General features: G+C 74.4%; 15 protein-coding genes. 3 read left to right on the top strand and 12 right to left on the bottom strand.

Annotated features, from left to right (window positions below):
- Positions 1-65: 65 nt before the first annotated feature.
- A complete protein-coding gene (locus tag ACZ6ZN_RS12765; RefSeq protein ID WP_469645596.1) occupies positions 66-944 on the bottom strand; it encodes an ABC transporter ATP-binding protein in 879 nt (292 codons plus the stop codon).
- A complete protein-coding gene (locus ACZ6ZN_RS12760; protein ID WP_398109969.1) occupies positions 937-1,857 on the bottom strand; it encodes an ABC transporter permease in 921 nt (306 codons plus the stop codon). The genes ACZ6ZN_RS12765 and ACZ6ZN_RS12760 overlap by 8 nt, the downstream gene beginning before the upstream one ends.
- Before the next feature lie 153 nt (positions 1,858-2,010).
- Here ACZ6ZN_RS12760 and ACZ6ZN_RS12755 point away from each other — a divergent pair, with 153 nt between their 5' ends.
- On the top strand, positions 2,011-2,637 hold the full coding sequence (locus ACZ6ZN_RS12755) for a TetR/AcrR family transcriptional regulator (RefSeq protein WP_369196391.1): 627 nt from the start codon (positions 2,011-2,013) through the stop codon (positions 2,635-2,637).
- Positions 2,638-2,744: 107 nt separating this feature from the next.
- Here the strand turns inward: ACZ6ZN_RS12755 and galE are convergent, their stop codons facing one another.
- Together galE and ACZ6ZN_RS12745 are read right to left on the bottom strand one after the other, a co-directional pair.
- Positions 2,745-3,725 carry a UDP-glucose 4-epimerase GalE gene (gene galE / locus ACZ6ZN_RS12750; RefSeq protein ID WP_398109970.1) on the bottom strand — a complete coding sequence of 327 codons (981 nt, stop codon included), beginning with the start codon at positions 3,723-3,725 and terminating at the stop codon, positions 2,745-2,747.
- Positions 3,726-3,787: 62 nt separating this feature from the next.
- A complete protein-coding gene (locus ACZ6ZN_RS12745) occupies positions 3,788-5,443 on the bottom strand; it encodes a glycosyltransferase family 2 protein (RefSeq protein WP_469645593.1) in 1,656 nt (551 codons plus the stop codon).
- Positions 5,444-5,600: 157 nt separating this feature from the next.
- On the opposite strand from ACZ6ZN_RS12745, the gene ACZ6ZN_RS12740 reads away from it, so the two are divergent.
- Positions 5,601-7,148: a glycosyltransferase family 39 protein gene (locus ACZ6ZN_RS12740; RefSeq protein ID WP_469645698.1), complete on the top strand. Its 1,548-nt coding sequence runs from the start codon at positions 5,601-5,603 to the stop codon at positions 7,146-7,148.
- Here ACZ6ZN_RS12740 and ACZ6ZN_RS12735 read toward each other — a convergent pair.
- Positions 7,078-7,593, bottom strand: coding sequence for a MarR family winged helix-turn-helix transcriptional regulator (locus tag ACZ6ZN_RS12735; protein WP_398109972.1), 516 nt, complete (start codon positions 7,591-7,593; stop codon positions 7,078-7,080). The two genes, ACZ6ZN_RS12740 and ACZ6ZN_RS12735, sit on opposite strands and share 71 nt — an antisense overlap.
- Positions 7,594-7,686: 93 nt before the next feature.
- Here ACZ6ZN_RS12735 and ACZ6ZN_RS12730 point away from each other — a divergent pair, with 93 nt between their 5' ends.
- The gene (locus tag ACZ6ZN_RS12730) at positions 7,687-8,100 is read left to right on the top strand and encodes an organic hydroperoxide resistance protein (RefSeq protein ID WP_451879567.1); all 414 of its coding nucleotides are present in this window, start codon (positions 7,687-7,689) and stop codon (positions 8,098-8,100) included.
- Positions 8,101-8,111: 11 nt separating this feature from the next.
- Here the strand turns inward: ACZ6ZN_RS12730 and ACZ6ZN_RS12725 are convergent, their stop codons facing one another.
- The 7 genes from ACZ6ZN_RS12725 to ACZ6ZN_RS12695 all read right to left on the bottom strand — a co-directional run bounded on the left by ACZ6ZN_RS12725 (position 8,112) and on the right by ACZ6ZN_RS12695 (position 20,766).
- Entirely contained in the window at positions 8,112-9,674 is a 1,563-nt protein-coding gene (locus ACZ6ZN_RS12725) for a hypothetical protein (RefSeq protein WP_469645589.1), read from the bottom strand.
- 81 nt (positions 9,675-9,755) lie between these two features.
- On the bottom strand, positions 9,756-11,597 hold the full coding sequence (locus tag ACZ6ZN_RS12720) for an arabinofuranosyltransferase AftB family protein (protein ID WP_451879565.1): 1,842 nt from the start codon (positions 11,595-11,597) through the stop codon (positions 9,756-9,758).
- On the bottom strand, positions 11,594-13,834 hold the full coding sequence (locus ACZ6ZN_RS12715; RefSeq protein WP_469645587.1) for a bifunctional glycosyltransferase/CDP-glycerol:glycerophosphate glycerophosphotransferase: 2,241 nt from the start codon (positions 13,832-13,834) through the stop codon (positions 11,594-11,596). The genes ACZ6ZN_RS12720 and ACZ6ZN_RS12715 overlap by 4 nt, the downstream gene beginning before the upstream one ends.
- 8 nt (positions 13,835-13,842) lie before the next feature.
- Complete coding sequence (locus ACZ6ZN_RS12710; RefSeq protein ID WP_469645585.1) at positions 13,843-16,047, bottom strand: bifunctional glycosyltransferase/CDP-glycerol:glycerophosphate glycerophosphotransferase; 2,205 nt, start codon at positions 16,045-16,047, stop codon at positions 13,843-13,845.
- A gap of 109 nt (positions 16,048-16,156) precedes the next feature.
- Positions 16,157-18,418 (bottom strand): bifunctional glycosyltransferase/CDP-glycerol:glycerophosphate glycerophosphotransferase, encoded by a 2,262-nt coding sequence (locus ACZ6ZN_RS12705; protein WP_469645583.1) that lies wholly within the window; start codon positions 18,416-18,418, stop codon positions 16,157-16,159.
- A 141-nt stretch (positions 18,419-18,559) separates the two neighbouring features.
- A complete protein-coding gene (locus ACZ6ZN_RS12700) occupies positions 18,560-19,423 on the bottom strand; it encodes a carbohydrate ABC transporter permease (RefSeq protein ID WP_398109979.1) in 864 nt (287 codons plus the stop codon).
- Entirely contained in the window at positions 19,420-20,766 is a 1,347-nt protein-coding gene (locus ACZ6ZN_RS12695; protein WP_469645581.1) for a carbohydrate ABC transporter permease, read from the bottom strand. Before ACZ6ZN_RS12695 ends, ACZ6ZN_RS12700 begins: the two co-directional genes overlap by 4 nt.

The raw sequence follows: 20,766 nt of genomic DNA, 5'->3' as shown, positions 1-20,766 counted from the left end.
TCACAGACACGCCGTACTCGGTCATGGTGTCATCAATGCGACAAAATGACCGAGCGGGTTGCGCCTCACGAGGGAACGGCGGCCCCGGGTTCGGCTGCCGGCTCGGGCCCGGGCCCGGGCTCGGGCTTGGGCTTGGCCTTGGGCCGGGGCTTGGCCGGCTTCTCCCCGGTGAACGCCTCGTACTCCTTGAGCACGTCCTCCGTGGGTCCGTCCATGCGCAGCTCGCCGCGCTCCAGCCACAGCACGCGGTCGCAGGTGTCGCGGATGGACCTGTTGTTGTGGCTGACCAGGAACACCGTGCCCGCGTGCCGGCGCAGCTCGCGGATGCGCTGCTCGGAGCGCTTCTGGAAGGACCGGTCGCCGGTGGCCAGCGCCTCGTCGATCAGCAGCACGTCGTGGTCCTTGGCGGCGGCGATGGAGAACCGCAGCCGGGCGGCCATGCCGGAGGAGTACGTCCGCATCGGCAGCGTGATGAAGTCGCCCTTGTCGTTGATGCCGGAGAAGTCGACGATCTCCTGGTAGCGCTCCCTGATCTGCTCGCGGGACATGCCCATGGCCAGCCCGCCGAGGTGCACGTTGCGCTCGCCCGTCAGGTCGTTCATCAGGGCCGCGTTGACGCCGAGCAGGGAGGGCTGGCCGTCGGTGTGGATGCGGCCGTTCTCCACCGGCAGCAGCCCGGCGATTGCCTTCAGCAGGGTCGACTTGCCCGAGCCGTTGGTGCCGATCAGGCCGATGGCCTCGCCCCGGTACGCGACGAAGGACACGTTCCGCACGGCGTGCACGCGGCGCACGCCCGAGGCCTTCTCGGTCTGCCTGCGGCGCACGATGCGGTTGAGGGCGGCGGTCGCGCTGCCGCGTCCGGCACCGGTGCCGTTGACGCGGTAGACGATGTCGACGCCGTCGGCGACGACGGTGGGGATCTTCTCGCTCGGGTGCTCAGCCACGGCCGTACGTCTCCTCAGCCTTCCAGAAGTAGATGAAGCCGCCGACGCCCGCGACCAGCGCCCAGCCCGCGGCGATTGCCCACACGTGGGCGGGCAGCCGGTCCGCGTGGAAACTGTCGATCAGGGCGAAGCGCATCAGGTCGATGTAGACCGCGGCCGGGTTGGCCTCCAGCAGGACGGTCACCACCCGCGGCAGGCTGTCCTTGTCCGCCAGCTGGTCGATGCTCCACATGACGCCCGAGACGTACATCCAGGTGCGCAGCACGAACGGCATCAGCTGCGCGATGTCGGGGGTCTTGGCCCCCATCCGGGCCACGACCATGGAGACGCCCGCGTTGAACGTGAACTGCAGGAACAGCGCCGGCACCGCCAGCAGCCACGACATGCCGACCGGCACGCCGAAGCAGAGCAGGATGACGACCAGGGCGGCCATCGAGAACAGCAGCTGCTGCAACTGCTGGAGGCAGAACGACAGCGGCAGCGCGGCGCGCGGGAAGTGCAGGGCCCGCACCAGACCGAGGTTGCCGGAGATGGCGCGGGTGCCCGCCATGATCGAGCTCTGCGTGAACGTCCACACGAACACGCCCGTGACCAGGAACGGGACGTAGTCCGGCACGCCGTGCTTGGTGCCGAGCAGGACGCCGAAGATGAAGTAGTAGACCGCCGCGTTGAGCAGCGGGGTCATCACCTGCCAGACCTGGCCGAGCTTCGCCTGGCTGTACTGGGCGGTGAGCTTGGCGGTGGCGAACGCGGTGATGAAGTGCCGGCGGGCCCACAGCTGCCGGACGTACGCGGGCAGGGAGGGGCGTGCGCCGCTGACCGCGAGGCCGTGCCGCGCGGCGAGCGCGGCGAGGTCGTCGTCGGCCGGGGCGGGGGCCGGCGCCGGGGGCGGGGTGTGGAGGACCTGGCTCACATCCGCTGCCTTCGTGTGGAGGGGGAGGGGACCTTCTTACCGGTCTCTTCACGACGTCTTACGTCGGGACGGGACCGTTTCGTCGTGACGGGAGCGTACGTCCGGCCGACGTCGGAACGCAACCGTTTCGTCGTGACGCCCTATGCTGTCCGCATGACGACGAAGCCCGACGAGCCACAGCAGCCGCCGCGCCGCCGGGCCCCCGCGGGGGCCGCCGTCCTGCGCGAGGACGTGACGGAGGCGATCCGCTCGGCCGTGCACGAGGAACTCGCGGCCGTCGGCTACGCGCGGATGTCCATCGAGGGGATCGCCCGCCGGGCGGGCGTGGGCAAGACGGCGGTGTACCGCCGCTGGCGCTCCAAGCTGCACCTGGTGCTCGACATCGTCTCGGCGCTCGCGGTGCAGGGCCTGCCCGCGCCGGACACCGGCTCCCTGGAGGGCGATCTGCGGCTGCTGTACGAGGTGACGTCCCGGGCCCTGCGCCACCCGGTCGCCTCGCAGATCATCCCCGACCTCCAGGCCGAGGCCGCCCGCAACCCGGACATCGCCGAGGCGCTGCAGAAGGCCCTGCGCGAGGGCCAGGACGGGGTCGCCACCGGCATCGTCACGGCGGCGCAGCGCCGCGGCGAGCTGAGCGAGGGCCTCGACCGCGACCTGGCCCTCGACCTGATCTCGGGTCCCCTGTACTGGCGGTCGGTGGTGATCCGCGCCCCGAAGCCCCCGAAGGGGTACCTGGAGGCCCTGACCCGGGCGACGGCGGCGGCGCTGCGGGCGCTGTAGCCCGGGACACCCCGCTCCACCGGACCCGAGGGGCCGGGGGTGAGGGCTCGGGCATGCCCGCCCGGCGGGCGAGGACTCGGGCATGCCCGCCCGGCGGGCGGTCGCGGTCAGGGCCGTGCGGCCTCCGGGTGCAGCCGCACCCAGCCCTGCCACGCCGAGGTGACCATGTCCCGGACGTCGTGCCGGGCCTTCCAGCCCAGTTCGGCGGCCGCCCGGTCGGCGGAGGCGACGACGCGGGCGGGGTCGCCCGGGCGGCGGGGCGCGACCTCGGGCGGCAGGTCGTGGCCGGTCACCGCGTGGACGACGTCGATCATCTCGCGCACCGACACCCCCTCGCCGCGGCCGATGTTCAGCGTGAGGGAACCGCCGGGGGACGCGCGCAGGGCGCGGGCCGCGGCGACATGGGCCTCGGCCAGGTCGACGACGTGGATGTAGTCGCGCACACAGGTGCCGTCGGGGGTGGGGTAGTCGTCGCCGAAGACACGCGGCGGCGCGTGCCGCGTGAGCCTCTCGAACACCATGGGCACGAGGTTGGACACGCCGACGTCCGCGAGGCCGGGGGCCGCCGCGCCCGCCACGTTGAAGTACCGCAGGCACGCGGTCGACAACCCGGTCGCCCGGCCCGTGGCCCGCACCAGCCACTCCCCGGCGAGCTTCGTCTCGCCGTACGGCGACAGCGGCGCGCACGGCGTCTCCTCCGTGACCAGGTCCACGTCCGGCATGCCGTACACGGCCGCCGAGGAGGAGAAGACGAACGCCCCGGCCCCGGCCTCCGTCACCGCGTCGAGCAGGACGCGCAGGCCCTCGACGTTCTCCCGGTAGTAGCGCAGCGGCTGGGCGACCGACTCGCCCACCTGCTTCTTGGCCGCGAGGTGGACCACGCCGGTCACCTCGTGGTCCGCGAGGGCGCGGGCGACGCGCTCGCCGTCCAGCGTGGAGCCCACGACCAGCGGCACCCCGTCCGGCACGCGCTCGGCGATGCCCGTGGACAGGTCGTCGTAGACCACCGCCCGTTCCCCCGCCGCGGTCATCGCCCGTACGACGTGTGCGCCGATGTAGCCGGCGCCGCCGGTGATCAACCAGGTCATTGCGGCCGTCCCCTCGTCAGTTGGCCCGTGGCGGTGCTGTGCCGGTGCGTCGTCGTGGTCTCTCAGTGAAGCAGTCGGCGCACCCTTCCGCGGACGACCGAGAGCACCCCGCGGACGCCGGGCGCCACCCGCAGCGCCAGCGCACCGGAGTGGGTGGCGTAGGGCTGTACGAGTACCACGCCGCGCCGGGCGCTGGGGACGGCGCGGCGGCGCAGGAATCCGGCGCCCGTGAGGGCGTGCGCCGTGACGTCCCGGGTCGCGCCGTCGCGGAAGCGGATCCGCAGGCGCAGGTCCCAGGTCCCGGCGCCGAACGCGGCGAGGGCGGACAGGTCGACGGCGGTCTCGGCCGTCCAGCCGCCGTCCCGGTCCGGCCCGGAGGGCTGCGGGCCGGGCACGAGGTCCGCCGTGCCGCCCGGGACGAGCAGGTCCCCGGCGTCCCGGTGCAGCCACTCCACCTCCGCGCTCAGCGGCCCCGCCTCGGCCACCCGCCCGTACAGCTCGTGCAGGCGCAGCCGCAGCCCGGTCCCGCGCGCCCGGGGCCGCAGCACCGCGTCGACGGCCAGCGGCAGCGCGCGCACCGGCCGGGTCAGCAGGGGTTCGAGGGAGACCTGCGGCAGGTCGGCGGACCACACGGGCGTGCCGTCGGCGGCGCGGGCGTACGGCGGGCGCAGCCGGGCCGGCCGGGCCGCGAGCTCCCGCAGCCGGGGCAGGTCGCGCGGCTCCGGGCCGGCCAGGACGACCCGCCCGGCCAGTGCGCCCGGGGCGGCCGGGTTGCGGGCCCAGTCGTCGGCGTCGTACCCGGCCAGGTGCTCCCGGGTGAGGTCCCACCACGCGCGCCGGTACGCGGCGTCGCGCAGCCCCAGTTCCCGCAGGTACATCCGCAGGTCGTGGTCGAGGAACTTGGCGCGTGCCGCCCGCGCGAGCTCCTTCTGCCCCGCGCCCAGCAGGATCTCGTACGCCTGCCGGCACGCCTCCGTGCGGGCCCGCCAGTTGACGATCCCGGCCCGGTCCAGGGAGATCGACAGCCGCTCGGCGGACCGGCGCACGTGCCAGACGTAGACCCGCTCCGGGATCAGGGCGATGCGGGGGGCCGCGGCCAGCACGCGCGCGGTGAACACCACGTCCTCGTACGGGAAGCGGCCCTCGGGGAAGCGGATGCCGTGCTCGCGCAGGAAGGCCGTGCGGTAGAGCTTGTTGACGCAGAGCGTGTCGTGCACGAGCCGCGGCCGCCGGGCGGGGTGCGGCACGGCGGAGTGCAGGGCGTACAGGCGCGGCTGCCAGGGCACTTCGCGGCCCGAGGGCAGTTCCCGGCGGACGCACAGGCCGCTCGCCACCTCCGCGTGCGCACCGGTGGCCGCCTCCAGCAGCGCGTCCGCCGCGCCGGGCGGCAGCACGTCGTCGCTGTCCAGGAACATCACGTACGGCGAGGTCACCGCGTCGAGCCCGGTGTTGCGTGGGGTGCCGCAGCCGCCGCTGTTGACCCGGCGGCGGATGACCCGCAGCCGGGGTTCGGAGGCGGCGAGCCGCTCCAGCAGGCCGGCGCTGCCGTCCGTCGAGCAGTCGTCGACGGCCACCACCTCGCGCACGGCCCGGCCCTGGGCGAGCGCCGAGCGCACGGCGTCGGTCACATGGGCGGCGTCGTCGTAGCCGATGACGACGACGGCGATCTCGGCGAGCGGTGCGGCGGCAGTACTGCCGGTGTCCCTGTGGGCGTTCATCACGGCGGATCGTAAGCCGGGCGAATGACATGAAAGTGGTAACACACCATTGAACGCCTGCAAAGAGGAGGTAACGCCACAGAATCGGCGGGTGACGAGCGGACAGTCGACGGGGAGCGGCCGGTTCGGCGGGAGCACGTCGGCCGTGGCGGTGCCCATGGCCGTGATGCTCGCGATGGGCTCGTGGGGCCTGGACCGCGGCGGCATGTGGGGCGACGAGAGCGTCACCTTCCAGGTCGCGCGGCGCACGGTGCCGCAGATCTGGCGGCTGCTGCACGACGTGGACGCCGTGCACGGCCTGTACTACCTGTGCATGCACGTGGTCCTGGCCGTCCACCCGGACGAGGTCGTCCTGCGCCTGCCGTCGGTGTGCGCGGCGACCGTCACGGCCGGACTGGTCGCGGCCCTCGGCGTGCGCCTGTCCGGACCGCGGCTCGGCCTCCTGGCCGGGCTGGTGTACGCCCTCACCCCGATGGCCGGCCACTACGCCCAGGAGGGCCGCTCGTACGCGCTGGTCGCGGCCGGTGTGGCGGGGGCGACCCTGCTGCTGGTGCGGGCCGCGGACGGGCCGGGTGCCCGGGCCTGGTGGCCGTACGGCGTGGTCCTGGGGGCGACGTGCGTGCTGCACGAGCTGGCGGTCCTGGCGCTGTGCGCGCACGCGGCGACGCTGGCCTGGCTGCGGGTGCCGCGGGGGGTGTGGCGCGGCTGGCGGCGGGCGGCCGGCGCGGTGGCGGTGCTCCTGCTGCCGCTGGTGTGGGTGTCGCAGGGGCAGTCCGGGCAGGTGGCGTGGCTGGTCGCGCCCGGCTGGGACCGGGTGGAGCGGCTCGCCCGGAACGTCGCCCCGGGGCCGGAGGGCGTGGTGTTCTGGGCCTCGCTGCTGCTGATGGCCCTGGGCCTGCGCGAGCGGCGGACCGCGGCGGTCGCGCTGCCGCTGCTGCTGGTGCCGCCCGGCCTGCTGATGACGGTGTCGCAGGTGCGCCCGCTCTACCACGACCGCTACGTGCTCTACGCGCTGGCGGGGGCGTCGCTGCTGGTGGCGGCCGGGGCCGTGCGGGTGGCCGGGGCGCTGGGGCGGGTGCGGTTCGACGGGCGGCGGGTGCGGCTCGGCCGCCGTCGGGTGCGCGCCGCGGTCGGGCTGTGCGGCGCCCTCGCGCTCACCGCCGGCTTCCTCGCCCAGCTCCCCGTGCACCGTCAGGACCGCACGGCCGCGCACCGCCCGGACAACCTGGCCGTGGTCTCCGCTCTCGCCGTCCGGCGGGTGCGTCCCGGCGACCCGGTGCTGTTCGTGCCGTCGGTGGGCAGGCTCGCGGCGCTGGCCTACCCGAAGGGCTTCCGGCGGGTGCGGGACATCGCCCTGGCGGAGTCGGCGCCCCGGTCGGGGACGCTGTGGGGCCGGGAGGCGACACCCGCCCGGCTGCGGCAGCGGCTGGCCGGGGTGGACCGCGTCTGGGTGGTCACCGAGCGGGACGCACCGGCCGCGCACCGGCCCCCGGCCGACCCGGTCGAGCGCACCAAGCTGGCCGTGCTGGCCGCGGAGTTCGCCGTCCGCGAGGAGCACACCGAGGGCGAGGTGGTGCTGCGCCTGCACGTCCGGCGGCGGCCCGCCGAGGTGCCCGGTGTGCCGCCGGGCGCCGCTACGAGCGCTCGTCTGCCGGCGGAGCGGCCGGCGGCTGGGCGAGCGCGGCCGCGTCGAGCGCGGTGGTGAGCTCGTCCAGGGACGCGCGCAGGGCGCGGATCCCCTCGGCGTCGAAACCGGTCGAGGTGGCGATCCGGCGCGGCACCTGAAGCGCCCGCGCGCGCAGCGCGACGCCCTCGGCGGTCAGCCGCACCACCACCGACCGCTCGTCGCGGGCGCTGCGCTCGCGGACCACGAGGCCGGCCGCCTCCAGCCGCTTGAGCAGCGGCGACAGCGTGCCGGAGTCCAGGCGCAGGTGTTCGCCGAGCTTCTTCACGGGCAGCTCGTCGTGCTCCCACAGGACCAGCATCACCAGGTACTGCGGGTAGGTGAGCCCGAGGTCCTTGAGGATCACGCGGTAGACGCCGTTGAAGGCGCGCGAGGCCGCGTGCAGGGAGAAGCAGATCTGCTGGTCCAGGCGGAGCCAGTCGTCGTCCGGCGTGTTCATGCTTCCAGGGTAGCTCGGGCCCACCATTCAATTGCGCACAACTTAATTGTGTGCTCTAATTCTGGGTGTCGGGCGGCCCGGACGGGCCACCGAACGACGACCGAGAGGGAAGGTTCTTCCATGGACGCGCTCTACACCGCTGCCGCCACCGCCACCCACGGCCGCGACGGCCGGGCCGTCAGCTCCGACGGCGTGCTCGACCTCGCCCTGGGCGTGCCCCGGTCGATGGGCGGCAACGGCCAGGGCACCAACCCCGAGCAGCTCTTCGCCGCCGGTTACGCCGCCTGCTTCGGCAGCGCCCTCGGCCTCGTCGGGCGCCAGGCCAAGGTCGACGTCAGCGACGCCGCCGTGACCGCCGAGGTCTCGATCGGCAAGCAGGGCGAGGGCTTCGGCCTCGCCGTCACCCTGCGCATCGAGCTCCCCGAGAGCGTGGACGAGGTCACCGGCCGCAAGCTGGTCGACCAGGCCCACCAGGTCTGCCCCTACTCCAACGCCACCCGCGGCAACATCGACGTCGACCTCGTCATCGAGTAGTCACCGGCGCCTCACCTCGCCCCGACCCGCGCCAGCACCTCCCCCGTCCGTCCGCTCCACGCCACCACCACCGCCTCCTCGGGCACCGGGTGCCAGCGCGTCAGCAGCAGCCAGCGCACGTGGTAGCGGCGGACGACGGCCGACCGCTCGGCGCGGGTCGAGCCGTGCGCCAGGTAGGCGCGCACATCGGCCGCCCGGCGCCGCCGCTCCCGCTCGTCCAGGGCCGGGTCCGGCCAGATCGGGGCGGCGAGGTTCGGCCCGTACCCGGCGATGGCGTGACTGGCGAAGTACCCGTCGGTGATCACCACCTCGCCGGGGCCGATGTACCGGGCCGCCCAGTCGTACGACGGCCAGCGCGTCGGCTGGGTGAACCCCACCGGGTCCACCGAGCGCGGCACGACCGCCCCGGCGTGCACGGTCAGGAACCCCGCGCACGCCCCGGCCACCGCCGCCCCGCCCAGCACCTTCCGGGCCCGCCGCCACGGCCGGGGCGCCGCCAGCTCCACCGCCAGGGCGAACTGCGGCGGCACCAGCACGGCCCACAGCACCCGGGCGTACGTGTAGTGCCCGCCGGCCCAGCCGTAGGCGAGCAGCAGGCACTCCAGGGCGAACAGCACCACCAGCGGGTCACGCCGCGACCTGCGCGCCCGCGCCCACAGCGCGGGCAGCCCGATCAGCGCCAGCCAGGAGTTGGCGAACAGCCTCTCGTACAGCTGCCGGTGCATGGCGTCCATGCCGGTGTCGCCCACCAGCGTCAGCACGTCGTAGTACGGCCAGGCCACGGCCACCCCCGCGCAGACCAGCCCGGTGAGCGCCCAGCGGGCCAGGACCGGCGCGCGCCGGCCCCGCTGCCGGGACAGCACGAGCGCCACCCCGCCCGTCAGCGCGGACGCCGCCGTGACGGGGTGGGTGAGCAGGATCAGCGCGTACAGGACGCCGATCCCGGCGTACCCCCACCAGCCGCCCAGCCCGCTCGGGCCGACGAACCGCACCGCCGGGGCGTCGTCCCCCGCGCGTGCCGCGGTCCAGGCCCACGCCCAGAAGGTCAGGCCGATCGCGAGCGCGGACGGATACCCCAGGTTCGTCGTCATCGGCATCAGCCCGAGGTAGCCGCTCCACAGGATCCGGGCGGTGCCCCACAGCAGCGTCATGGACAGCAGCGCCCACACCGGCGCCCACCGCCGGGCGGTGAGGGTCCTGACGAACCGGCCGAGCCCGGTCAGCAGCACCACCAGGTGCACCGGCCCGGCCAGCTTCACGACCTCCCAGCCGGTCAGCCCCGTCAGCCGGGCGACCACGGCCTGCGCGACCGCGTACGGCCCGTAGTACGGGCTGCCCGCGCCCGGCAGGTCCGCCATCGTGTGGGCCGGGTGCAGCAGGTCGGCCTTGAGGCGCTCGACGACCGCCGCGTGCTGCCCGGCGTCGCAGCACAGCGGCACCCGCCAGTACGCCAGCGTCATCACCAGCCAGAACAGCGCGCCGTAGAACTGGTACGGGGTGAGCCGCCGCATCCGGCCGCCGCGCAGCGCACTCGCGCCGCGCACGGTCCGGCGGACGAGGACCGGGGCGCTCACCGGACGGCCGGCAGGGGCAGGGGGGTCACAGGCATGCGCCGATCGTTCCCGCCCCTACGCCTGCCCTGACCCCGGATCACTTCATCGGGTGAGGCGGCTTGGCCCACCTGCCCGCTGTCCGTCGCACAGCGCCCGCTCGGCGGCCGCCGGCCAGCGCGCGAACCGGAACCGGGTCCGCTCGAACGCCCCGGTGAGGTTGTCCCAGAACCGCTGCGCGGTCAGCGGCGCCCGCACCGACTCCCTCAGCTCGGCCAGCTCCCCGCAGCCCAGCGCGGCCCGGGCCGCCCCGACCGTCTCCCGCGAGACCCCGGCCCGCAGCAGGTCGCGCCGCGGCGGGTCGGCGAGGGCCCACTCCGCGAACACCCAGTGGTTGCGCAGGAACTTCTCGTGCCCGGGCCAGCTCCACCGCTCCAGCGCCAGATGCGCGCCGACCGGACTGGCCAGCCCCCAGGCGTCGTTGACGTACGCGTCGAGCGGCGCCGCCGCACCCGTGACACCGAGGTGCCGGCCCACCATCACCACGTGGTACGGCGCGTCCGGCCGCATCGGCGTGGCGTGCAGCCGCCGTCCGGCGTCGAAGTACAGCAGGGTCGGCCGGGGCGAGCGCACGGCCTCGGCCAGCATGCGCCGCCCCTCGGGCAGGGCGGGCCAGTTGCGCACCCAGGTGTCCGTGCGCACCGGGTTGTGGTCGCCCAGCCCCTCCACGTCGGAGCTGCGCACGTTGAACGACCCCGGGGTGCTGCGCACGTCGAACGGCGCCCGCAGCGGGCTGACCGCCGCGCACAGCCACACCACCAGCAGCGCGCTCGCCGCGCCGGTGACCCGGTTCGCCGGGACGACCAGCACCGGCAGGAGCAGCAGCAGGAGCGCCGGGAGGATCATGCGGGCGTGCATGTAGTCGCCGCCGACCCGCACGACGTACCCGGCGAGCAGTGCACCCGCAGCGAGCGGCGCCAGCAGCACCACCAGCGAGGAGCGGCCCGCGACGCGGTCCCGCCGCAGCCGGCGGGTGCGGCGCGCCAGCAGCACCGCCAGCGAGCCGAGGACCGGCACCACGGGCCACAGCCAGTACGGCCCGAGCGTCTCCTGCACGTACCCGGCCCCTCGGCTCCAGTCACTGGCGCTCGCCTCCTTGGCGATGGCCGGCAGCGGCACCAGGATCCCGTAGTACCCGGCCCGGAACACCTCGTAGGCCAGCGGCAGCGCCCCCGCCGAGGCGAGCACGGCCGCGGTGCCCCGGCGCGAGGGCCGCAGCACCCACCACTGCGCGGCCAGGAAGCACACCGTGACCACCGCCAGGTCCGGCCGGACCAGCGGCCCCAGCCCGAACACGAACGCGGCCGCGTACGTCTCGCGGCGCTCCTGCCCCCGCCGCGTGCGCGTCAGCAGCCACCACGCCAGGCCGGTCCAGAAGGCACCGAGCCCGCTCTCCAGCCCGGAGGTCATGTACGACCAGAACGGCGGCACCGCCAGCAGCACGCACACCCCCGCGGGCAGCAGCAGCCCGGCCCCGCGGTGCAGCCGGCACGTGGCGAGCAGGGCGAGCGCGAACCCGGCGGTGCTCAGCAGCAGTCCGGTCCCCACCGCGAGGAACGCCGGGTCCGCTCCGGTGACCCAGGTGGCGAGGGCGAGCAGCCACTGCCACAAGGTGCCCGTCGAACTCTCCGCGCGCTCGCCCACGTTGAACACCGGTCCGTTGCCCGCCAGGATCTGCCGGACCGGCCGCAGGTAGATCAGCCCGTCGTCGCAGATCCAGCGGCGCCGGTAGCCCAGCACGAACAGGGCCGCGGTCGGCACGGCCACCAGGGCCGCGTGCCACCACCGCACCGGCCCCGGCGGCCCGGGCACCGGCGCGGGCCGGGCCGAGGGGGCGCGCTGGCCGGGCAGCGACGGAAGCGCCTCGGGGGTGGTCGGAGTCGTCATCCCTCGATCAGCGCCCCGGACCGCACGGCCACCGCGGAGGTCCTGCGGGCCGCGGGCAGCAGCGCCCCGCCCCGCTCGCCCAGCATCAGCAGGCGGACGACCCGCTCGGCGGCCCGCCCGTCCTCGAACTCGCAGTACCGGGACCGGAAGTCCGCCCGCAGCCGGGCCGCCTCCGCGTCCTGCCAGGTGCCGGAGGCGAACAGCCGCGCCAGTTCCGGGTAGGAGCGGGTGACGTGCCCGGGGGCGTCGGCCGTGACGTCGAAGTAGGCGCCCCGGCTGGCCACGAACGCGCCCCAGTCGTCGGCGTGCACCACCACCGGCCGGTCCAGCAGCACGTAGTCGAACATCAGGGCCGAGTAGTCGGTGACCAGCACGTCGGAGGCGAGCATCACGTCCTCCACGTGCGGCTCGTCCGTCGCGTCGACCACCACGCCCCGCCGGTGCAGGTCGGACAGGCCCAGCCCGCGCGCGATGCCCCCGGCCAGCGAGGGGTGCAGCCGGACGACCAGCGTGTGGCCCGGCCCGAGGTCCTCGGCGAACCGGGCCGGGTCGAACCGGTCGACGTGGCCGCCCTTGCGGTAGTCCCGGCGGGTCGGCGCGTACAGCACCACCGTGTTCCCCGCCGGGATGCCGAGCCGCTCGCGCACCGCCGCACCCCGCTCCGGCCCCGCTCCGACCAGCACGTCGTTGCGCGGGCTGCCCGTGCGCAGCGACGTGAAGTGACACGGGTAGGCCCGCTCCCAGGCCAGCTCCGCGTGCCGCCCGGCGACCAGGCTGTAGTCCCAGCGGTCGGCCCGGCGCAGCATCTGCGGCACGTCGAAGCCGTGCCGGGCACCCGGCTTGGACAGCAGGTCCGCGCCCATGTACTTCAGCGGGGTGCCCTGGTGGGTGTGGATGTGCACGCTGCCGGGCCGCTTGGCCAGGGTGCCGGGCCAGTTGACGTCGTTCACCCAGTACGTGGCCCGGGCCATGACCTCGTGGTAGCGGCGCGAGCCCGGGGTGACGTGGTCGACCCCGGGCGGCAGCGCGTCCACGGCGTCCTCCCGCACCACCCACACGCCCCGGATGTGCGGGGCGAGTTCCCGGGCCGCGGCGTGGATCGCGGCCGGGTCGCCGCTCACCCCGCGGTGGTGGTTCGCCGCGTAGACCGCCAGGTGCGGGTCGAGGGACCGGCGGGACTGGGTCGCGTACCAGGTGCGCAGCGCGCTCTGCGCGGCCTTCTGCGCCACCTTGCGCTGCCTGCCGCGCGCGGCCCCCCGCACCTCGCGCAGCCCGCGCACCGCCGCGTAGGACGGGTAGGGGGCCGACGCCAGCAGCCGCATCTCCAGCCCGCGCCAGCCGTCGGGCCGGCGGAAACCGCCCTCGGGCAGGTGACGGCGGTGGAAGGCACGGATCTCGCGGTAGAACGCGGCCCGGTCGGCGGGCCGTACGCGGTCCTCGCGGGCCAGCACGAACAGCATGTGGTCCAGGGCGCGCTCCAGCAGCAGCGGGCGCGCCCAGTCCAGGTCCGGCCGCTCCTCCAGGAACGCGAACAGGCCCCCGTACTGCCCGAAGATCTCGAAGTGCCGGCGACCCGGCGTCCTGGTGATGGCCCCCTGCCGGCGCTGCCGGTACTCCACGCCGATCCGGTCCAGGCAGGCGATCCGCTCCGCCAGCACCATCGACCGGTAGGTCACCGGCGCGTCCTCGTACAGTCCGGGCGCGTACCGCAGGCCGTGGCCCTGGAAGAAGTCCCGCCGGTAGGCCTTGTTCCAGGCGACCAGGAACAGGTTCAGGTACGCCGGTTCGTCCCGGATGCGGAAGGTGCCCAGGCCCGCCGCGGCCAGCAGGTCCGCCGCCTCGCTGCGGCCGCCCCGGCCCCACCAGTGGGTGCGCACGTGGTCGAAGACCAGGATGTCCGGGTCGCCCGCCGCCGCCAGCCGCGCGGCGACGGCGGCCAGCAGCCCCGGCGTGTAGCGGTCGTCGCTGTCGAGGAACAGCACGTAGTCGCCCGCCGCCTCGTCCAGACCGGCGTTGCGGGCGCGGCCCAGGCCGACGTTCTCGGGCAGGTGCAGCACCCGCACCCGCGGGTCGCGGGCGGCGTACTCGTCGAGGATCGCGCCGCTGCCGTCGGGGGAGCGGTCGTCCACGGCGATCACCTCGAAGTCGCCGTGGGACTGGCCGAGCACCGAGTCGAGACACTCGCGCAGGAACCCCTGCACGTTGTAGACGGGCACGATGATGCTGAAGCGGGGCACTTCTTCGGTCAGCTCCTTACGAGGGCGGCGGCCGCGGGGGCCGGGACCCGCTGCGCGAGCGGGGTCACGGGCGGGATCGACTCGGGCGGCTCGCCCAGCAGCACCCGGCGCACGACGCGCTCCGCCGCGCGCCCGTCGTCGAACTGGCAGAACCGCTCCCGGAACGCGGCCCGCAGCGCCGCGGCGCGCTCGTCCGCCCAGGTGCCGTCGCGGAACACCGCGGCCAGTTCCTCGGGCGTGCGGGCGACACGGCCGGGCGCGCACTCCATCAGGTCGAAGTAGACGCCCCGGGTCTCGCGGTAGACGTCCCAGTCGTCGGCGTACACCACGATCGGGCGGTCCAGGTTGGCGTAGTCGAACATGATCGACGAGTAGTCGGTGATCAGCGCGTCGGCCGCCAGGCACACGTCCTCCGACGAGCGGTGCCCGGTGACGTCGATGATCCGGCCGCCCCCGCGGCTGCCCGGCCCCCGGTCGTAGAAGTAGTGGGCGCGCAGCAGGACCACGTACTCGTCGCCGATCGCCTCGCAGAACCGGGCCAGGTCCAGGCCCGAGGCGAAACCGGTGGCGTAGTCGCGGTGGGTGGGCGCGTACAGCAGGGCCTTCCTGCCGTCCGGGACGCCGAGTTCCTTGCGCACCCGGGCCACGTCGTCGGCGGACGCGGTGCAGTACACGTCGTTGCGCGGATAGCCGTACTCGAGGGTCTCGTGCGCCCCGGGGAAGGCCGACTCCCACATCTGCGTGGAGTGCCGGTTGGAGGTGAGGTTGTAGTCCCAGCGGTCCACCCGGGCCAGCAGTCTGCCGATGCTGCCGGTCGCGGCGGCGACCACCGGGTACGTCGACTGGTCGGCGCCCATCTTCTTCAGCGGGGTGCCGTGCTGGGTCTGCAGGTGCACACTGCCCGGGCGCTTGACCACGGCGTCCGCGAAGTTGGCGTTGTTCACCAGGTACTTGGCCCGGGCCAGCACCCGCCAGTACTCCCGGCTGCCGATCACCGCGTACGCGACGTCCTCCGGCATGCTGCCGGCCGCGTCCGGCTCCACCAGGAACACCGCGCGCAGGTGCGGGGCGAGTTCGCGGGCCTTGGCGTGGATCGCGGCCGGGTTGCAGGCGTAGCCGCGGCCCCAGTAAGCGCAGTACACGACCAGGTTCTCGTCGATCGGCAGCCGCAGGTCCGCCGCGTAGCGCAGCCGGGTGCGCAGGCCGCGCGGGCGGGGCAGCAGCGCGGCGGCCCGGGCGGCGCGCCGGTTGGCGGCGCGCAGGGCGCGGAAGCCGGCGTACGAGCCGGACGCCAGCAGCCGGTGCTGCACGCCGAGGCTGCCGCCGGGCGCCCGGTACCCGGCGGGGCGGTGCCGCCGGTACAGCAGGCTCGCCCGCCGGAAGAAGGCCCGCCGCCCGGCCGGCAGCCGCCCGGGGTGCGCGGCGGTCCTCAGCACGGCGGCGAAGAGCTGCTCGAACAGCGGCCCCCGCCGCTCGGCCGGCACACCGAGTTCCGCGGCCCGCGTCAGCACCAGCTCGCACTGGTCGAGCAGTTCGCCGTGGTGCTCGCCGGGCAGGTTGAGGCGGTTGCCCTGGCGGCGCAGGTGGTGGCGGACCACGACCGAGCGCAGGACCGCCACCCGCCGCGCCCGCAGCGCGACCTGGCCGCCGAAGCCGATGTCGGTGAAGTGACCGGCGGGGAAGGTGATGCCCTCCTCGGTGAGGAAGGCCCGGCGGTAGGCCGCGCTCCACGCCGGGTGCGCCACCCCGGTCAGGCGCGGGGCCCGGTCGGGGGTGAAGGCACCGGCCGGTGTCCCGGCCAGGACGGCCGCGGCCGGGTTGGCCGGCTCGCCCTCCCACCACGGGACGCGCTCGTGCTCGAAGTGCAGGACGTCGGCCTCGCCCACCGCGTCCAGCCGGGCGGCCAGTGCCGCCAGCGCCCCCGGGGCCAGGACGTCGTCACCGTCGAGGAACAGCACGTGTGCGCCGGCCGCCGCCCGCAGCCCGGTGTTGCGCGCCCCGGCCAGCCCGTCCGGCGCGGGGGAGTGCACCACCGTCACGCGGCGGTCCCGTTCGGCGTACCCGGCGGCGACGTCCGCCCCCGGCGCGTCGGGTGCGTCGCACACCGGGATCACCTCGAAGTCGCCGAAGGACTGGGCGAGGACCGAGTCGAGTGCCAGGGACAGCCGGCCCGCGACCCCATGGGACGGGACGACGATGCTGAAGCGGGGCATTCTGCTCTCTCTGTCGGGGGTTGGCCTGTCGAGGGTGGGCGGGTGGGACGGGGCACGGGCACCGGCCACGACGGGCCGCACCGCATGCGGGCCGCCCGGGCGGGCGTGGTCACAGGACGTCGGTCACGACCCCGGGGCCCGCCGGCCGCGGCACCGTGGCGAGCGGCTCCCGGGGCAGTGCGGCCGCCGCCGACGGCACCGGGCAGCGCTCCTCCAGCGGCACGACCGGGGGCAGTTCGGTCTCCCCGAGGACGACCCGGCGCACCACCCGCTCGGCGGCCCGGCCGTCGTCCCAGGTGCAGAACCGCCTGCGGAACGCCGAGCGCAGCTGAGCGGAGCGGGAGCCCCGCCAGTGGCCGGTGGCGAAGATGTCGATCAGTTCGTCCTCGCCGCGGGCGATGGCGCCGGGCGGGAAGGCGCGCAGGTCGAAGTAGGTGCCGCGGGCCGCCTCGTAGGCCTCCCAGTCGTCGGCGTGGATGACGATGGGCCGGTCGAGGTTGGCGTAGTCGAACATCAGCGACGAGTAGTCCGTGACCAGGGCGTCCGAGGCCAGGCAGAGCGACTCCACGCTCGGGTGCCCGGAGACGTCGACGACCCGGCCGCCGCCCTCGGTCAGCGGGATGCCGTAGGCGTGGTGGGCGCGGGCCAGGACCATGTAGCGCGGGCCCAGGCGGCGCACGATCCGCTGCAGGTCGAGGCTGTGGCGCTGGGAGCGGCGGTAGTCGCGGTGGGTCGGCGCGTACAGGATCGCCACCGTCCCCTCGGGGATGCCCAGGGAGGAGCGCAGCCGGGTCACGTCCGCCGCCGTGGCCGTCCGGAACACGTCGTTGCGCGGGCAGCCGTACTCCAGCGTGGTGTAGCGGCCGGGGTGGACGCGCTGGTGCGTTAGGGTCGTGTGGCGGTTGGCCGACAGCACGTAGTCCCAGGCGTCGACGTCCTTCAGCAGCCGCCGGAAGTCCCGGCCGCGGGCCGCCGCCGGGCGCTCCTGGAGGTCCAGGCCGATGTGCCCGAGCGGGGTGCCCTGCCCGGTCTGGATCAGGACCTGGCCCCGGCGTTTGGCGAGGCCGTGGTCGAAGCCGGTGTTGCTGACCAGGTACCGGGAACGGGCGAGCGCCGTCCAGTAGGCGGCCGTACCGGGCACCAGCCGGCGGGGGCCCGGCGGGATCGCGTGGTGGTGCTCGGGACGGGCGGCCCACGCGGTGCGCACATGCGGGGCGAGGCCGCGGAACGCGCGCTCCAGCGCCCCCGGGCTGCAACTGTGGCCGCGCCCGTCGTAGGCGCTGAACACGGCCCGGTCGGCGCGCAGGGGCAGGCAGCGCTGCACGCGGTAGTGGGCCCGCAGCCCGGCCGACCGCAGGCCGCGCCGCAGCCGCCGCGTGGTCCTTGCGGCGGCGCGGTGCACGGCGGACGCCAGTTGCAGGACGCGGTAGGTGCGGTGCAGGCCGAAGCGGATCAGGGTGTGGTGGATGCGGCACCGCAGGGGGACGGGGGCGCCGGGAGTGCGGTAGCGGCGGTAGTGGGCCCGGGCCCGCCGCAGGAACCGTGCGCGGGAGCCGCGGGGCAGCCGGTCCCGCCGCGCGTAGACGATCGCCAGGTGGTGGACCATGCGGCGGAACAGCACCGGCCGCCACCGGGCCAGCTCGGGACGCCCGTCGAGGAACGCGAAGACCCGGTCGTACTGGTCGAAGACGTCGAAGTGCCGGTCGCTGGTGGTGCGCAGGATGCTGCCCTGCCGCCGCTGCCGGTAGTGCACGCACACCCGGTCGAGGGTCGCGAGGGAGTCCGCCGTCATCAGCACCGGGTACGTCCAGGGCGTGTCCTCGTACCAGCCGGGCGGGAACGCGAACCCCTTCGCCTCGACGAACTCGCGCCGGTAGGCCTTGTTCCAGGCGACCATGAGCAGCCGCAGCAGACCGGGGCGGTCCTCCAGGCGGAACGGGGCCGGGCCCTGCTCGCTCAGGTGCAGGGCCGCCTGGTTGCGGACCGCCTCCCCGGTCCAGTAGGTGCGCGCGTAGTCGAAGACGAGGACGTCGGGCTCGCCCGTCTCCTTGAGCCGGTCGGCGATGAAGCGCAGCGAGTCCGGGGTGAGGGTGTCGTCGCTGTCCAGGAAGAGCAGGTAGTCGCCGCAGGCCTGGGCCGCCCCGGCGTTCCTGGCGGGACCCAGGCCGACGTTCTCGGGCAGGTGGACGGGGCGAACGCGCGGGTCGCGCGCGGCGAACTCGTCGATGATCGCCCCGCACGCGTCCGGTGAGGCGTCGTCGACGACGATCAGTTCCAGATCGGGACAGGACTGGGAGAGCACCGATTCGAGGCACTCGTGCAGGTACGCCTGAACCTGGTACGCGGGGACAATGACACTGAACCTGGGCAAGAGGCATCCATCGGTCGGCGCGGGCGTTCGGCCCGGGAACGGCCGGTGGGGCCGGTTGGTTACGGCGGCTACGTCATCCGGGGGAACGCCGAAGGGGCGGGCCGCTCCGGACCCGCCCCTTCAACTCGCGCCTTGCATCGCCTACTTGACCGCTCCGGCCATGACGCCGGACACGAACTGCCGCTGGAACGCAAAGAACACGGCCAGCGGGACCACCATCGAGATGAACGCGCCGGGCGCCAGCACGTCGATGTTGTTGCCGAACTGCCGTACCTGCGTCTGGAGTGCGACCGTGATCGGCTGGCTCCCGGAGTCGGAGAAGATCAGCGCGACCAGCAGGTCGTTCCACACCCACAGGAACTGGAAGATGCCGAGCGCGGCGATCGCCGGGGCCCCCAGCGGCATGACCACCCGGAAGAACAGGCGCAGTTCACCCGCGCCGTCCAGCCGGGCCGCCTCCAGCAGCTCCCGCGGGATCTCCGCGAAGAAGTTCCGCAGCAGGAACACCGCGAACGGCAGTCCGAAGCCGACGTGGAACAGCACCACGCCGAGCACCGATCCGAAGATGCCGATGGTGCCGAACAGTTCGGCGATCGGGATGAGCGCGACCTGCACGGGCACCACCAACAGCCCGACCACGCCCAGGAACCACCAGTCCCGGCCGGGGAACTCCATCCACGCGAAGGCGTAGCCGGCGAGCGAGCCGATGATCACGACCAGCACCGTCGCCGGCACGGTGATCCAGACGGTGTTCAGCAGGGAGCCGGTGATGTCCTCGTTCTGCAGCAGCTTCGCGTAGCTGTCGAAGGTGATCTGCGAGGGCTCGGTGAACACCTTCCACCAGCCGCTCGCCGCGATGTCCTCGGGCGAACGGAGACTGGACAGCAGCAGCCCGATGGTCGGCACCAGCCAGAACAACCCCACGACGACGAGGAACACCCGCAGCACCCCGCCGCTGACCGCCCCCGCGAGCCGCGATCCCAGTGACTGCCGCCCGGCCTTCATCGCCGCACCTCCCGCCTGAGCCGGCGTACGTTGAACCACATCACCGGGATGACCAGGAGCAGCAGGAACACCGAGATGGCACTGGCGATGCCCGGCTGGTCCTCGGAGAAGCCCTTGCGGTACAGCTCCAGGGCGAGGACGTTCGCGTCGTCCTGGGAGGAGCCCGGGGCGATGATGAAGACCAGGTCGAAGACCTTCAGCACGTTGATCATCAGGGTGACGGCGACGACCGCGAGGACCGGCGCCAGCAGCGGCACCGTGACGCGTCTGAACACCTGCCACTCACTCGCACCGTCGACCCGGGCCGCCTCCATCAGCTCCCGGGGCACACTCGCGAGCCCGGCCGCGATCAGCACCATCGCGAAACCCGCCCACATCCAGATGTACGAGCCGATGATGGCCGGGGTGACCAGGGACGGGCCGAGCCAGTCGACGCCGTTGTACGGTTCCTTGAAGTTGCTCGCCGGGAGCCGCAGTTGCGCCCCGTCGGCCGCCGCGGGCAGCGTGAAGGTGCCGTCGCCCGCGGCCGTCGTGGAGGCCACGACCCTGCCGTCCTTCACGGCCTCGATCCGCATCCCGGCGTAGCCCAGCTCGGACGGGTCGACGCCGTTCAGCGTGCCGACGCCCTTGCCGCGCGTGAAGTCCTGCCAGGTCGTGCCGGTCACCTTGCCCGGCTCGGGCTCCGGCGCCGCGGCCGGTTCCGCGTCGTCCGGCATCAGGTCCGGCGCCACGCCCACCAGCGGCAGCGAGACGGCCTCGCCGGCGCGCACCGGCGACGTGGTGACGAACGCCCCGCCCCCGGCCGGCGCCAGCGGCGACTGCCGGCCCGGGTGGGCCTTGGGGAACGCCGAGGACTGGGCGAAGGTGTCGTGGACCCCCACCCACACCGCGTTCGCCACGCCCTTGTCCGGGTCCTGGTCGTACACCAGGCGGAAGATGATGCCCGCCGCCAGCATGGAGATCGCCATCGGCATGAAGACGACCAGCTTGAACGCCGTTCCCCAGCGCACCCGTTCGGTCAGCACCGCGAAGACCAGGCCGAGGGCCGTCGCCACCGTGGGCGCGAACACCACCCAGATGATGTTGTTCTTCAGCGCGGTGCGGATGCCCTCGTCGGTGAAGAGGGCCTTGTAGTTGTCGATGCCGGCGAAGCCGTCGCCGGACTGGTCGTAGAAGCTGCGGACCACCGAGTACCCGATCGGGTACACCACGAGCGCGCCGAGCAGGACGAGGGCGGGCAGCAGGAACAGCGCCGCGACGGTCCTGCGGGTGCCGGTCACACTCTTGCGCGACTTGGGAGCGGCAGGGGGCGTGGTGCCCCCTGCCGCCGTGGCCGACGTCAT

The organism is Streptomyces sp. NPDC053665 (genome assembly GCF_055585285.1).
The sequence above is the reverse complement of the archived record's forward strand: the minus strand, read 5'-3'. Positions and strand labels throughout refer to the sequence as shown.

Bases quoted from the DNA above. Each gene is read 5' to 3' on its own strand.
- ACZ6ZN_RS12730 (WP_451879567.1), top strand. From the start codon at position 7,687: ATGGACGCGCTCTACACCGCTGCCGCCACCGCCACCCACGGCCGCGAC.
- ACZ6ZN_RS12745 (WP_469645593.1), bottom strand. From the start codon at position 5,443: ATGAACGCCCACAGGGACACCGGCAGTACTGCCGCCGCACCGCTCGCC.
- ACZ6ZN_RS12740 (WP_469645698.1), top strand. From the start codon at position 5,601: ATGGCCGTGATGCTCGCGATGGGCTCGTGGGGCCTGGACCGCGGCGGC.
- galE (WP_398109970.1), bottom strand. From the start codon at position 3,725: ATGACCTGGTTGATCACCGGCGGCGCCGGCTACATCGGCGCACACGTC.
- ACZ6ZN_RS12695 (WP_469645581.1), bottom strand. From the start codon at position 20,766: ATGACGTCGGCCACGGCGGCAGGGGGCACCACGCCCCCTGCCGCTCCC.
- ACZ6ZN_RS12700 (WP_398109979.1), bottom strand. From the start codon at position 19,423: ATGAAGGCCGGGCGGCAGTCACTGGGATCGCGGCTCGCGGGGGCGGTC.
- ACZ6ZN_RS12720 (WP_451879565.1), bottom strand. From the start codon at position 11,597: ATGACGACTCCGACCACCCCCGAGGCGCTTCCGTCGCTGCCCGGCCAG.
- ACZ6ZN_RS12735 (WP_398109972.1), bottom strand. From the start codon at position 7,593: ATGGTGGGCCCGAGCTACCCTGGAAGCATGAACACGCCGGACGACGAC.
- ACZ6ZN_RS12710 (WP_469645585.1), bottom strand. From the start codon at position 16,047: ATGCCCCGCTTCAGCATCGTCGTCCCGTCCCATGGGGTCGCGGGCCGG.
- ACZ6ZN_RS12755 (WP_369196391.1), top strand. From the start codon at position 2,011: ATGACGACGAAGCCCGACGAGCCACAGCAGCCGCCGCGCCGCCGGGCC.